Consider the following 12561-nt stretch of genomic DNA (forward strand, 5'->3'; position numbering starts at 1 on the left):
ACCGCCGCCAGGGACTGTACATTTTTGCCTCCCCGTCCCCCACACTCGAGTGTGCAGGAGTACGAGCGCAAGCAACTGCTCGAGCGCGTCGAGCGCGAGGGCGCGACCGTCGGTGCGGACATCCCGGAGACGATCGCGGTCCAGGGGGAGGAGATCGACCTCCGGACGTTCGTCTTCGAGATCAAGCGCCGCGAAACGGTCCCCGCCGGCGAACGCGAGCGCGTCGAGCAGGCGAAGAAGAACCTGCGACGCGAGCGCCTCGAGCGACTCGAGCGGATCGAAGAGGGGGCGATCAGCCGCGAGGAAGGCGAGCAGATCGTCCAGAGCATCATCGGAATCGACCGGGCGCTGAACGCCCTCGAGAGCCTCGGGCCGACGGACCTCGAGCGCGAACAGCAGGTCCAGAAAGCCCAGGATCGGAAACGCTGGATGTCGTTCCTGAAGAAGGCCCTCGGCCAGGAGGACGACGCCGGCGCACGGAGGGGGCGCTGATGGCGACCAACGCCGAAATCGCCGGCCGCTTCGAGGAGTTCGCCGACCTGCTCGAGGCCGACGACGTCGAGTACAAACCCCGCGCGTACCGGCGCGCGGCCGAGAACATCCGCTCGTACCCGTCGCCGATCGCCGATCGGATCGAGGCCGGCGACCGCGAGGCCGTCGAGAACATCGACGGCGTGGGCGACGCCATCGCCTCGAAGATCGTCGAATACGTCGAGACCGGGGAGATCGAGGAGCTCGAGGAGCTCCGCGCCGAGCTGCCCATCGACATCGCGGATATCACGCGGATCGAGGGCGTCGGCCCCAAGACCGCGGGCAAGCTCTATCGCGAACTCGGCGTGCAGAGCCTGGACGATCTCGAGGAGGCCGCCGAGTCCGGCGAGATTCAGGACGTGAAGGGGTTCGGGCCGAAAACCGAGCAGAACATCCTCGAGAACCTCGAGTTCGCGCGAACCGTCGGGCAGCGCCAACTCCTCGGTGAGGCGCGACCGCTCGCTGACGACGTACTGGCGTTCCTCGAGTCGATCGACGCGGTCGAGCGCTGTGAGGTAGCGGGCTCGATCCGCCGGTGGCGCGAGACGATCGGCGACGTGGACGTGCTCGCCGCGACGGACGCCGGCGAGGCGGTCGTCGAGCAGTTCGTCGCGTGGGACTCGGTCGACGACGAGATCGAGTCCGGTCCCGAAAAGGCCAGCATCCGCGTCGGCGAGATCCGCGTGGACCTGCGCGTGGTGGTCCCCGAGGAGTTCGGCTCGGCGCTGCAGTACTTCACGGGAAGCAAGGACCACAACGTCGCCCTGCGCAACTACGCGATCGACCGCGACATGAAGCTGAACGAGTACGGTGCCTTCGACGTGAGCGAGATCGATGACCCCGATGCGGGCCAGCGCGTCGGCGACCGCGTCGCGGGCGAAACCGAGGCCGGAATGTACGAAGCGCTGGGCTTGCAGTGGATTCCGCCGGAGCTCCGGACGGACCGTGGCGAGATCGCCGCCGCCGAAAGCGGTGACTTACCGGATCTCGTCACACGCGACGACATCCGCGGCGATCTCCACAGCCACACCGAGTGGTCGGACGGCAACACGACCATCGAGGCGATGGTCGAGGCCGCGGCGGATCGGGGCTACGACTACTTCGGGATCGCGGATCACGCGGAAGGCCCCGGTATCGTCGGCGGGATGGGACTCTCCGATACCGAAATTCTCGAGCAGGTCGAGGAAATCCGCGAGGTCGCGGCCGCGGCGGATATCGAGGTGTTCGCTGGAATCGAGGCCAACGTGGACGCCGACGGCGAGATCGGACTCTCCGAAGAGGTGATCGACGCGCTGGACGTGATCGTCGCCTCGACGCACAGCGCGCTCGATCAGGACGCGGAGACCGCCACCGAGCGGCTCGTCCACGCCGTCGAGAACCCCGCAGTCGACGTACTGGGCCATCCCAGCGGCCGCATGCTCAACGAGCGGTCCGGGCTCGAGTTCGACGCGAGCGCGCTGGGGAAGGCTGCCGCGGAACACGACACCGCACTCGAGGTCAACAGCAATCCCCACCGCCTCGACCTGTGGGGCAGCGCCGTCCAGGCCGCCCTCGAAGAGGGTGCCGCCATCGCGATCAACACCGACTCACACCAGCCGTCGACGCTCGAGTACATGCGCTGGGGCGTCCACACCGCGCGCCGCGGCTGGGCCGAACCGGCCGACGTGATCAACGCGTGGGAGCTCGCGGAGCTGCGCGAGTTCCTCCACTAACCCGCTTGGGACTGCCTCGTGCGCCTCATCCTCGACGTCATGTGTGGCGGACTCGACTCCTACCTGCGGATGTGCAACCACGACACCGTCTACGCGGGAGACCGCGGGCTCGAGGCCGACGACGACCTGCTCGCCGTCGCTCGGGACGAACGCCGGACGATCGTCACGCGAGACGTCGACCTCGCGAGTCGCGCGGACGAGCCGATCCTCCTCGAGTCACGCGACGTCGAGGCCCAACTCGCCGCGCTCGACGCGGCGGGAGTCGACCTCACGCTGGCGGCCGAGCCCGAGTTCTGTGGCCGGTGTAACGGCCCGCTCGGGGCTGTCGATCCGACGGAATCGACGCCGGACTACGCGCCCGATCCCGCGGCGGTCGAGACGTGGCGCTGCCGGGACTGCGGACAGTACTTCTGGCGCGGGAGCCACTGGGAGCGGGTGGAGAAGACCCTCTCTCGGATTCGAACGCGGGGTGGGGAGTCGACGGACGAATCGTAGCTCACTCGAAGCCGTCGGTTCCGGGCAGCAGGTGCTCCTCGAGGACCGCCTCGTCGAGTTCGATACCGAGCCCCGGCTCCGTCGGAACGTCGATGTGGCCGTCGTCGATCAGCGGCGCGTCGCGTTCGAGCAGGTCGTCCCACCAGTCGACCTCGAGCGCGTGGTACTCCAGCACGTCGGCGTTGGGAACGGTCGCACAGAGGTGCACGCAGGCCATCGTTCCGACCGGGCTACAGACGTTGTGCGGCGAGAACGGGATGTAGCGCTCCTCGGCGCGTTGGGCGATTCGTTTGGACTCCGCGAGTCCGCCGCAGGTGGTCGGATCCGGCGTGATCACGTCCACCGCGTACTCGTCGATCAGTTCGCTCAGCTCGTGGATGCGAAATCGATTTTCGCCGGTGGCGAGCGGCGTCTCGGTTCGGCGGGCGACCTCGCGTTGGGCCTTCGTTTCCTCCGGGGGAACGACGTCCTCGAGCCACATGAGGTCGTAGGGCTCGAGCTTCCGCGCGAGGCGGGTCGCGCTCTCGACGGTGTAGTCCCAGTGGCAGTCGAAGGCGAGGTCGATCTCGTCGCCGATCGCGTCGCGAACGGCGGCGACGACGTCGACCTTGTGAGCCAACGCGGCGTTCGTCAGCCGCCCGTTGTAGGGGTCCGGGTCGTTGTCCCGTTCCATGTCGAGGTCGAACTTGATCGCGTCGAACCCCATGTCGACGACGCGCTCGGCCTCCGCTGCGTAGGCCTCGGGCGTGTACGCCTCGGCGTCGGCGTACTCGGTGAAACCCCCGTCGTCGACCGCGTACGCTTCGCCGGCGTGGCAATCGCAGTAGATTCGGATTCGATCGCGATACCGGGAGCCGAGGAGCTGATACACCGGCAGCCCCAGGATCTTGCCGGCGGCGTCCCACAGCGCGATTTCGATGCCCGAGGCGGCGGTGACGACCTTGCCGGTCGTTCCCCCGTGTCCCGACATCTCCTGAACGATGTACCGGAACAGGCGTTCGACGTCCAGCGGGTTTTCACCGACGAGGAACCGGTTCGCGTACTCGACGAGTTCGGGGACGCCACCGCCGCGATACGCCTCGCCGATCCCCGTCACGCCCGCGTCGGTGTGGACTGCCACGAGATTCCACTCGAAGTTCCCCTCGACGACGGCCGATTCGATCCCGGTGATTTCGACGTCGTGGTCTGCAGGACGATCCGTCGCGTGATTCGAGAAGTCCCTCACTGCCGATCAACTCCCCGGCGAGTTCCGTCGGTGATACCATTGTACGCGTTCGCGGGGAGATAGCGAGTCGAACTCATAGTTACAGATGGTGCCATTCGTTACCACGTGTATCTTCCGATCGGGCGGCGATCGGTTCGCCCTCCCTCGATCGGCGGCGATCGGTCGAGAGAGCGGACGGAGCGTCTCAGAACAGCATTTCCGGACCGTCTTCAGTAGACGGCGACGTCATCGAATCGACCGTCGTAGGCGATGTGGTGGGGATGGGTCGGCTCCGTTCCCGAGAGAAAGAGGCGATCGACCTTCTTCCAGGTGTTTTCGTAGACGAGGTGGCCGAGCTCCGCGGCGGTCGTTCCCCACCGATCGAGGCCGTTGTCGTAGACGACGCGCCGGGCGGCGCCGTTCCCGAACGCAGTCAAGAGGTCCGCCTCGCCGTCGATCCGCGACTCGAACACGGTGTGAGCGATGCCGACGGATCGCGGGAGGTGTGCGTACGAGGACGTAAACGGCGGGATCGAGAGGGTGTCGGCGAGTTCGCGCGCACGGCGATTGTTCGACGGAAAGTGACGGGGATTGAAAATTTCGATCGCGTCGACCGTCTCCGCGTACGTCCGGAGGTCTCGTTCGGAGAGGCTCACGTTCGCGAACTCCGGATGCGGGACCAGCACGGTCGCGTCCTGCCGATCGAACTCGGCCATCGCCGCTTCGAGCGTAATGAAGTCCGGAACCGGATCTTCGAGGCCGATCGCGAGGACGTGTTTGCGGTTCCGCCACGTGCCGGTGAACACCTCGCGGCCGGGGATCACCAGCAGGTCTCCGTCGGAGTACGACGCCGCGCGCTCGCGAACCTCGGGGAGGCGAACGAAGTGCGGTGCGTACACGAGCGCGTCGAGGCCAGCTCGCTTGGCTCGTTCGACGATCGTGTCGTCGAGCACCTTCACGTGACAGTCGACTCGGAACGTCACTCCATCGGTCACGAGAGTTCCTTTTGGGACACCCGAGTTATGAATTCTGATTTGGTGGCCACTCGAGAGTCGCCTTGATCGCATCGACGATCGGAACGACGGGTTCGTCGGGTTCGATCGCGATGAAGAGGCCGTCGTCGTCGATGTACACCCGGAGGACCTTCAGGAAGTCCATCGCGGTGGTGACGTACTCGACGCGCTCCGCGTCCGGAAACAGCGTGTTCTTGAAGAGTTCGCTCTGCATGAAGTCCATGTGGACGTGCGTGTGGATCCGCTCGAAGTGCTCGAGCATCGCGTCCCGACTGTCGTACATCGAGATCGTCCGATCGTCGACGTAGAGCGGCCGGAACGATTCCGTATCGTACTCACAGAACGTAAGCAGCGGCCCGGAAACCGTGTCCTGAACGGTCCGTCGGACCGCATCGGCATCGAACGCGGCAAGTTTCGACCTGTTTGTCGCCGGCATACTGCAGACCGACGGCGGCGACGACCGAAACCGTATCGGGCACGTGTGTTCTGGCTGATAGCCGTCGCTGCGAAAAGATCATTAGGGCGGCCGTTCGAGTGACAGTATCGAATGGCCTGGGAATGCGGGATCGACGGCTGTGGAGCGGTCTTCGAGGACGTCGAGTCAGCCGTCGTCCATCAGGCGACGGAGCACCAGCGACGAGAGTGCGAAGTCTGTGGTACCGTCGTCCCCGACGGCTATCTCGCGATCCGCCACGCCTTCACGGAACACAGCCGCGCCGAATACGTCCGCGCGTACGGTGCCAGCTCCGAGGAAGTTCGCGAACGCGAAGAGCTGCTCGAGGAGGTCGCGTCGGTCGCGGACATGCAGGCGATCGCGACGGAACTGAAACGGTAGCGTTCGGTCGGCGGTACCGCTATCGACGCCGGTCTCGCTCTCGGAATATTTCCCGATTTCGACACTACGGGCAGCCGCTCGCGGTGCTTAGTAGTTGTCGACGATTTTCGACACGCAGCCCGCGCTCTCCTTGTACGCCGAGTGGCCCGAAACCGAATCGCTCACGTCGACGTCCTCGTAGTTGTCCGGGAGGGTATCGTCACAGTACCAGCCGCTGCAGTCGGCCGGTCCGCCGCCGAGCTTCGCGATCCAGTCGTTTGTCGAGTAGTAGTTGTGTACCTCGCCGGCGGAGTCCCGAATCGCATCGTAGAAGTCGCCGCATTCGCAGGGAGCGTCCGACTCTTCGTAGGAGCCGATACTGTCTGCCGTGTCGACCGTAAACGCGCCGTCGATCGCCGCCAGCGTTTCCATCTGGACGATCCCGCCCATGGAGTGTCCGAGGATGCGGATCGTCGTGTCCGGGTTCGCGTTCGTGTAGTCCTCGAGCCACCCGGCGAACAGGTCGCCGGTCTCCCGGGCGCTATCTTCGGCCGACCACGGGAGCCCGCTATCGTCCCAGGTCACGGCAGTTACGGTTTCGGTGTAGCCGACGCTTCTGGCGGTTTGCTGGAACGTTTCCGCTCCGGCGACGCTGTCGGACGACCCCGTGTAGCCGTGGACGACGAACACGACCTCGTCTTCTCCCTGCGGCGCGTCCGAAATCGGTGGCACTCCGCCGCGGAAGTCGACCTCCATGATCTCGTCGGTGTCGGCCGCTACCGATCCCGACGCGACGCTCAGCCCAGTGCCCGCGACGACCGCCGTTGCCGTGGTCCGGAGGAGCCCTCGTCTCGAGACGTCGTTCGTGGTATCGCTGTTCCCCGCAGCCGAATCACGTTGTCTGTCGAATGTCATCGGTTGTCGTTCGCTTCGTGATGGCGAACACCACATTGTTCCACACGGACATATAAATTTCTTTCACGTTGTAAACTAGTTATTTTATAAACGGCGTGGAACACGTTCAGCCGGAACTCGTCGGTCGTGAAACGAAGTGAGATGTCTTCCGGAGAACGGACGCTTAGTGCTCGTTAAGGTCAGTACGCGGGCGCGTCGCACCCGCTCGCATGGTCCGACGAACTACCGTTCGTCACTGTCCAGCACGCGAATCTGGTCCCCGCGCACCGTCACGGGAATCGGGACGGTCGCCTCGTACAGTTCGACCGTCACCTGATCTTTGCCCTCGTCGATCCGCTGGACCTGCGCTTTCTCGCCCTTGAACGGGCCCGCAATGAGTTCGACGATGTCTCCCTCGGCGATCCCCTCGACGTCCGGCTTCGGCGAGAGGAAGTGCTCGACCTCCGAGATGTCCGACTCGCCGGGAACGATACTCCGCGCGTGGGGAATGTCCTCGAGGACGCGATTGAGGACGGCGTCGCCCTCGGCCTCGACCATCACGTAGGATGTCAGCGAGTCGGGAGCGAGCGCGGCGTGAATCTCCGCCTCCTCGCGGTTGATGATCATGTCCGCGACGGTGCGCTCCTGGCTCGCCGTCGTTTTGACAGCGAAGATGCCCATTAGATGCCACCACCGCTCGTCAGGAACAGCATAATCGCGCCGATCAGGAATCCGATGAGTCCGACCAGAAGGACCCCTGCACCGGCGATTTTCGACACCTGGAGGAACTCCTCAGTAGTGGGTGTCGTCGCCATTTTCAACACCCGGATGTACGAGGTGAGGTCGTACGGAACGTCCATGTCTGTCTATTCACAGCGTAGGGTCTTTTATCTGTCTTTCGTGTCCCCGCAACGACGACTGCCATCACCGCCCCGTCACCGCCGCTCGAGGACGCCGCGAGCGCGGTCGATAGCCACGTTGCACTCGACGGCCCCGAGCCCAAACCGAGCGACGCCGAAGCCGGATTCATGGCCGAAGACGATACCGACAGGGCGACCGAGCGCGAAGCGGAACGAGAGGCAGAAATCGAGGACGAACTCGAGCGGATCGACCGCGACCCCGACGAGGTCGATGAGGGAGACGACGATCTCGGGACGCAGAACGCGCCGCGCGAGGACGCCGAGGATCTCGAGGACCTCGAGGAGGAGCCGGACGAAACGGACGGAGAGACGGCCGAGGAGAATTGAGACGGTCACGGAAGCGACGGCGACCGCCCCCGGTGGGCCGCGTCTATCTCGGCGTACTCGACGGATCCGGACGCTGTCGCCGGGCACCGATTACGGCCTGATCGGCGGTCGTGGGCCCGGTTCGCCACCGATGGGCGGCTGGGGCCGCTCGAACTCCTGCCGTGAAGCGAGCGTCAGTTCGACCGTTTGCCGTTCGCCGTCCCGAACGACCTCGAGTTCGATCGTATCGCCGGGCGAGGTCTGGAGCGCGAGATACGACTGGAGCTGTGCCTGAGTCGTCACCGCCTGCCCGTCGACGGCGACGATCACGTCACCGCTCGACGGTTGGCCGCGCTGGGCGGGTTGGAGGACGCCGTCCGCCGGTGCGTTCGGAACGACCTCTCCGACCAGCACGCCGATTGCTTCTTCGAGGCCGATCGCATCGGCGATGTCCGGTCCGACGGGAATCACGCCCACACCCATATACGGGTGTTCGTACGAGCCGTCCTCGAGTAGCGCGGAGACGACCCGGTTCGCGAGGCGGGCCGAGATCGCGAATCCGATCGTCTGGTCGGCACCTGCGAAGACGACGCCGATCACCTCTCCCTCGAGGTTGACTAACGGACCCCCGCTGTTGCCCGGATTGATCGGCGCGTCCGTCTGGATAGTGGCTGGGATCGAGGTCCCGGCGGGACTGGGCAGTACCCGATCGACGCCGCTGACGATTCCCTGCGAGACCGAGGCGTTGAGTCCGAGGGGGTTGCCGATCGCGAGCACCTCCTGGCCGATGGCGGGTTCGGAGTCGACGAGGGAGAGTCCGGCGGCGATGTCTGGCATGTCCTCGACCCGCAGGACGGCGAGGTCGCTGTATGCGTCCGCCCCGACGACCGACGCGGTCCGCCACTCCTGATTGTTGAACTGGATTTCGATACCGCCCTCGCTGGCACCCTGGACGACGTGGTTGTTAGTGACGATGTGCTGTTCGTCGATGACGAATCCGGAACCGAGTCCCCCGCCGCCGCGACCGATACCCGTCGGAGCGACGGTGACCAGGACGACGGAGTCGATCGTGTTGCGATACGTCTCCGTGTACGGGCTATCGAGAGCGTCACCGTCGGCCTCTCCGTTCTGCCCGGCGTCGCTCGAGCCGTCGGTTTCGTTCTGTGCCGTGCCGACTCCGGTCCCGCCGATCCCGAGCGCCGTGGCGGCTCCGGCGGCGCGCAATACGTGTCTCCGAGTGCATCGGTCTGGATCTGCCATTACGCTCCACTCCCACCCCGACGAACGGGATAAAACGATTACCAGCAGCAGTCGGGTGCACTCCGTCCGGGTAGGTGTCCGCTCGTAGGAATCACGTGTACTCTCGTGGGAAAGACTTCGTGTCGGGGGATTTCACTCCTCGAGTTCCCGAATAGTGACCGACTCGGCCTCGTAGTCCTCCAGGAACGCACCGGTCCCACCGATGGTGTAGCGCTCGCCGTCGACCTCGAGTTCGAACGCGTTCTCGATCGGCAGCGTCGACGTGACCGGTCGGACGAGACTCTGGCGGACGTCGACGACCTCGCCGGAGAGCGACGACGGGAGGTCCCGCTCGCCGACCGCGGAACCGGTAACCGACGCTTCGATCCGCGTATCCGTCGCTCGATGGAGAGCGATCTGGAAGACCGCGTTTCGGAATCCCTCGTAGGTACAGGGGAGGTCGCGGGGCGTGGTAACGTATCGCTCTTCGGCGGTCGGCCAGTAATTCGCCAGGAAGGATCCGGCGAGAACGGGCACTAACTGGTCTTGAGAGAGCGAGATCGCCCGCGTATCGCTCGTGGAAGTCGTCAGTATCTGGCTCGGGGCGAGCAGCCCGTGACGGCCGTCGACAGTCAGCATCGTCGGCACGAGCGCGTCCCAGGTACGGACCGTGCTGGCCGTTCCGGCCAGCGACGCGATGTCCTGATCGCCCTCGGTCGCGCCCAGCAGGAGGAGGACGAGGACGCCCCGATCGACCGTCTCCTCGAGCGTCGATCGGATTCGCGGGAGGATCTCCGCCGGCAGGGAGAGGGTCACTTCCGTTTCGGCGTTCGAGAGCAGCGTCTCGATTCGCTTGAGTACCGTCTGACGGGACTTGATCACCTCGAACTGCTCGCCCGAGCGCTCGGTCGTCGTGTACCGCGATTGCAGCTCCGGTTCGATCTCCTCGACGCTGTGCGTGAGTCGTTCGATCACGGTTTCGGGCTCGACGGGCCGAATCAGCGTCGGTACCGAGTGATCGTCGACTTCCGCGAACCCGCGCTCTTCCAGTTCCTCGCTGATGCTGTAGACGTACCGCTTGGAGACGTCGGCGGCGTCGGCGATCGTGCTGGCTTTCGACTCCCCGTGTTCGAGGATCGCGAGGTAGGTGTCCGTCTCTTTCTCCGACAGTCCGAATCGCTCGAGCAACCCGGCGAGCTCGTCGTCGTCCATAGATGGTCAGTACGTGACTGATTGAGCGGTCGTTGTAAAATATGCTCGGTCCGACCACCCCCTCGAGCTGACGGAGATCCGACCCGATGCGGCGAGCAGCGATCTCGGGGACGCCGAAAAGTGGGAATAAATTTTTCAACAAAGTTTATTGCCCCGGACCTGATCTGAGAGAACGATGGAACTACACGGTGCCCTCAACGACTTCAAGCGCTCGCAGGGGGACCCACAGCGGTTTCCCGGCGAGCGACGGTCGACGACGGGGCTCTTCTCCGGCCTCGACGAGCGGCTCGTCCACGTTTCGCGGGACGGTTCGGTCAGGGACTACTCCTACCCCCTGTCCGGTCTGACCGGTATCGAACGCTCCCGATTCGGGCTCGAGCGCGACGGTGACGTCCACTGGTTCGAGAGCGGCGACACTGACCAGCACTACGTTGAAGAGACGGCTGTCGTCGAGACGACCCACACCGTCGGCGAATCGACCTGCGTCCAGTACGACCTCACGATCGGGCGGCTCCACCTGACTCACTTCGCGCTCGAGGAGGGAACGGGGGGCGACGACGGCAGCCTGCACGCCTGCCTCGGATTCGCTCCGGAGGGGCGGGCGGGCCGGATCGGGCAGCTCTGGCACGGCGATGCCATCGAGATTCACCACGACACCGAACACGATTTCCTCGCGGCCTCGGCCGAACTCTCCGTGACCGGGCAGGTCCCCGAGCGGTTCGCGGAGTTACTCGCGACGGAACCGGCCGACTTTCCGCGGTCACCGACCGACGACCGCTACGAGGAGGCCCGCCTCAGTCCGATCGTACTGGGCGAAATCGAACTGACGGAGACGTCCCCGGACGCGACTATCGTGACGCTACTCTCCGACGGCGGTGACCGGGCCGATGCGCTCGAACGGGTTCGAACCGCTGCGGCCGAGTACGCCGATCTGGAAGCGATACTCGAGGCTGGCCGCGAGCAGGCCCGGGATCGCCTTCCCGACCCCGATCACGGAATCGAAGGGGGAGTCGCTGATCTCCGCGCGCTCGCGCTCTTGCGCGCGCCGACGGGTGCCCGAATTGCGGGCCCCGAATTCGATCCGTTCTACCGGTACTCCGGCGGCTACGGCTACACCTGGTTCCGCGACGACGCCGAAATCTCCCGGTTCCTGCTCGACGCCGATCGGCGGCTCGGACTCGGCCTCGAGGAGTGGCACGCGAAGAGCGCCCAATTTTACATCGAAACGCAGCTGTCGGACGGGACCTGGCCCCACCGTGTGTGGCCGTCTAACGGCGACCTCGCACCCGGGTGGGCTCACGGCCGAATCGAGGAGGGTGACTCCGAAGAGTATCAGGCCGACCAGACCGCGAGCGTCGCGGCCTATCTGGCCGCATCTCTCCGTCACGTCGATCAGACCGACGAGCGGGTGCGGGAAACGCTCGCTGCCGCCCTCGACGGACTGGACGACTCCCTCGCGGCCGACGGCCTGCCCGTCCGGGTCCAGAACGCCTGGGAGAACATGACCGGCCGGTTCGCACACACCGCGGCGACGTTCCTCGAGGCGTACGCCGCGATCGCCCGGGCACCGATCGACGACGCGCTCGCGGCGCGGGCGCGCGAGAACGCCCGGTCCGTCTACGAGAGCCTCGACGACCTCTGGGTCCCCGAACGCGGGATCTACGCCATGCGGACGGCAGACGGCGACGTGGACGACCGGATCGACGGGAGCACGCTCGCGCTGGTCTCCGCCCACCGCGAGTACGATGCGCTCGAGGACGTCGACGACGAGCGGCTCGATCGGTTGGTCTCTCACGTCGAGACGACCCTCGACGAACTCTATCGGAACCCGGAGGGTCCGGTCGAGGGCCTCGCTCGGTTCGAGGGCGACCCGTGGCGAGTGCGCGATCAGAACGCGGCAAAGATCTGGACGGTGACGACGGCGTGGGGAGCCAATGCCGCCGTCTCGCTGAGTGAGCTACTGGCAGCACACGGTCGAACCGAGGAGGCGCAGGCGTTCGAAGAGCGCGGTCGGACGCTGCTGGCGCTCGTCGGTCCCGGCGGTCCCCTCCGTCGACCCGGCGGGTACCTCCCCGAGCAAGTGTTCGACGACGGCACGGCCGACAGCGCGACGCCGCTCGGGTGGCCCCACGCGATCCGGCTCGCGACGGCGAGCGCGCTGGAATCGACGGGGACGTCAGCGCTGGCGGATACCGAAACCCGTCCGCAACTCCGGGAGTAA

General features: G+C 65.6%; 14 protein-coding genes. 6 read left to right on the plus strand and 8 right to left on the minus strand.

Annotated features, from left to right (window positions below; all coding sequences use genetic code 11):
* Positions 1-51: 51 nt before the first annotated feature.
* Genes NDI89_RS15040 through NDI89_RS15050 form a run of 3 tightly spaced genes read left to right on the plus strand, consistent with a single transcriptional unit; the run spans position 52 to position 2738 of the window.
* Positions 52-492: a DUF5788 family protein gene (locus NDI89_RS15040; RefSeq protein WP_277522535.1), complete on the plus strand. Its 441-nt coding sequence runs from the start codon at positions 52-54 to the stop codon at positions 490-492.
* The gene (polX, locus tag NDI89_RS15045; RefSeq protein WP_277522538.1) at positions 492-2243 is read left to right on the plus strand and encodes a DNA polymerase/3'-5' exonuclease PolX; all 1752 of its coding nucleotides are present in this window, start codon (positions 492-494) and stop codon (positions 2241-2243) included. Before NDI89_RS15040 ends, polX begins: the two co-directional genes overlap by 1 nt.
* Positions 2244-2261: 18 nt before the next feature.
* Positions 2262-2738 carry a Mut7-C RNAse domain-containing protein gene (locus tag NDI89_RS15050; RefSeq protein WP_277522540.1) on the plus strand — a complete coding sequence of 159 codons (477 nt, stop codon included), beginning with the start codon at positions 2262-2264 and terminating at the stop codon, positions 2736-2738.
* A 1-nt stretch (position 2739) separates the two neighbouring features.
* On the opposite strand, the gene NDI89_RS15055 is transcribed toward NDI89_RS15050, so the two are convergent.
* The 3 genes from NDI89_RS15055 to NDI89_RS15065 all read right to left on the minus strand — a co-directional run bounded on the left by NDI89_RS15055 (position 2740) and on the right by NDI89_RS15065 (position 5391).
* The gene (locus tag NDI89_RS15055; RefSeq protein WP_277522542.1) at positions 2740-3963 is read right to left on the minus strand and encodes a mandelate racemase/muconate lactonizing enzyme family protein; all 1224 of its coding nucleotides are present in this window, start codon (positions 3961-3963) and stop codon (positions 2740-2742) included.
* A gap of 209 nt (positions 3964-4172) precedes the next feature.
* Positions 4173-4925 (minus strand): PHP domain-containing protein, encoded by a 753-nt coding sequence (locus NDI89_RS15060; RefSeq protein WP_277522968.1) that lies wholly within the window; start codon positions 4923-4925, stop codon positions 4173-4175.
* Between the two features lie 37 nt (positions 4926-4962).
* A complete protein-coding gene (locus tag NDI89_RS15065) occupies positions 4963-5391 on the minus strand; it encodes a hypothetical protein (RefSeq protein ID WP_277522544.1) in 429 nt (142 codons plus the stop codon).
* A 111-nt stretch (positions 5392-5502) separates the two neighbouring features.
* On the opposite strand from NDI89_RS15065, the gene NDI89_RS15070 reads away from it, so the two are divergent.
* Positions 5503-5790 (plus strand): DUF7565 family protein, encoded by a 288-nt coding sequence (locus NDI89_RS15070; protein ID WP_226006823.1) that lies wholly within the window; start codon positions 5503-5505, stop codon positions 5788-5790.
* A gap of 87 nt (positions 5791-5877) precedes the next feature.
* On the opposite strand, the gene NDI89_RS15075 is transcribed toward NDI89_RS15070, so the two are convergent.
* The 3 genes from NDI89_RS15075 to NDI89_RS15085 form a co-directional block, all read right to left on the minus strand.
* Entirely contained in the window at positions 5878-6684 is an 807-nt protein-coding gene (locus tag NDI89_RS15075; RefSeq protein ID WP_277522546.1) for an alpha/beta hydrolase, read from the minus strand.
* A gap of 222 nt (positions 6685-6906) precedes the next feature.
* The gene (locus NDI89_RS15080; protein ID WP_226006821.1) at positions 6907-7344 is read right to left on the minus strand and encodes a transcription elongation factor Spt5; all 438 of its coding nucleotides are present in this window, start codon (positions 7342-7344) and stop codon (positions 6907-6909) included.
* Positions 7344-7523, minus strand: a complete 180-nt coding sequence (locus NDI89_RS15085; protein ID WP_226006820.1) for a protein translocase SEC61 complex subunit gamma — start codon at positions 7521-7523, stop codon at positions 7344-7346. The genes NDI89_RS15080 and NDI89_RS15085 overlap by 1 nt, the downstream gene beginning before the upstream one ends.
* A gap of 168 nt (positions 7524-7691) precedes the next feature.
* On the opposite strand from NDI89_RS15085, the gene NDI89_RS15090 reads away from it, so the two are divergent.
* A complete protein-coding gene (locus NDI89_RS15090) occupies positions 7692-7910 on the plus strand; it encodes a hypothetical protein (RefSeq protein ID WP_277522549.1) in 219 nt (72 codons plus the stop codon).
* A 90-nt stretch (positions 7911-8000) separates the two neighbouring features.
* Here NDI89_RS15090 and NDI89_RS15095 read toward each other — a convergent pair whose 3' ends face one another.
* Positions 8001-9149 (minus strand): S1C family serine protease, encoded by a 1149-nt coding sequence (locus NDI89_RS15095; protein WP_277522551.1) that lies wholly within the window; start codon positions 9147-9149, stop codon positions 8001-8003.
* A 132-nt stretch (positions 9150-9281) separates the two neighbouring features.
* Positions 9282-10340, minus strand: coding sequence for a TrmB family transcriptional regulator (locus tag NDI89_RS15100; RefSeq protein ID WP_277522552.1), 1059 nt, complete (start codon positions 10338-10340; stop codon positions 9282-9284).
* 175 nt (positions 10341-10515) lie between these two features.
* Here NDI89_RS15100 and NDI89_RS15105 point away from each other — a divergent pair, with 175 nt between their 5' ends.
* Complete coding sequence (locus NDI89_RS15105) at positions 10516-12561, plus strand: DUF7997 domain-containing protein (protein ID WP_277522554.1); 2046 nt, start codon at positions 10516-10518, stop codon at positions 12559-12561.

This window comes from Natrinema salsiterrestre (assembly GCF_029502005.1).
GTDB lineage: Archaea > Halobacteriota > Halobacteria > Halobacteriales > Natrialbaceae > Natrinema > Natrinema salsiterrestre.

Bases quoted from the DNA above. Each gene is read 5' to 3' on its own strand.
- NDI89_RS15085 (WP_226006820.1), bottom strand. From the start codon at position 7,523: ATGGACGTTCCGTACGACCTCACCTCGTACATCCGGGTGTTGAAAATG.
- NDI89_RS15070 (WP_226006823.1), top strand. From the start codon at position 5,503: ATGGCCTGGGAATGCGGGATCGACGGCTGTGGAGCGGTCTTCGAGGAC.
- NDI89_RS15095 (WP_277522551.1), bottom strand. From the start codon at position 9,149: ATGGCAGATCCAGACCGATGCACTCGGAGACACGTATTGCGCGCCGCC.
- NDI89_RS15105 (WP_277522554.1), top strand. From the start codon at position 10,516: ATGGAACTACACGGTGCCCTCAACGACTTCAAGCGCTCGCAGGGGGAC.
- polX (WP_277522538.1), top strand. From the start codon at position 492: ATGGCGACCAACGCCGAAATCGCCGGCCGCTTCGAGGAGTTCGCCGAC.
- NDI89_RS15075 (WP_277522546.1), bottom strand. From the start codon at position 6,684: ATGACATTCGACAGACAACGTGATTCGGCTGCGGGGAACAGCGATACC.
- NDI89_RS15090 (WP_277522549.1), top strand. From the start codon at position 7,692: ATGGCCGAAGACGATACCGACAGGGCGACCGAGCGCGAAGCGGAACGA.
- NDI89_RS15065 (WP_277522544.1), bottom strand. From the start codon at position 5,391: ATGCCGGCGACAAACAGGTCGAAACTTGCCGCGTTCGATGCCGATGCG.
- NDI89_RS15100 (WP_277522552.1), bottom strand. From the start codon at position 10,340: ATGGACGACGACGAGCTCGCCGGGTTGCTCGAGCGATTCGGACTGTCG.
- NDI89_RS15080 (WP_226006821.1), bottom strand. From the start codon at position 7,344: ATGGGCATCTTCGCTGTCAAAACGACGGCGAGCCAGGAGCGCACCGTC.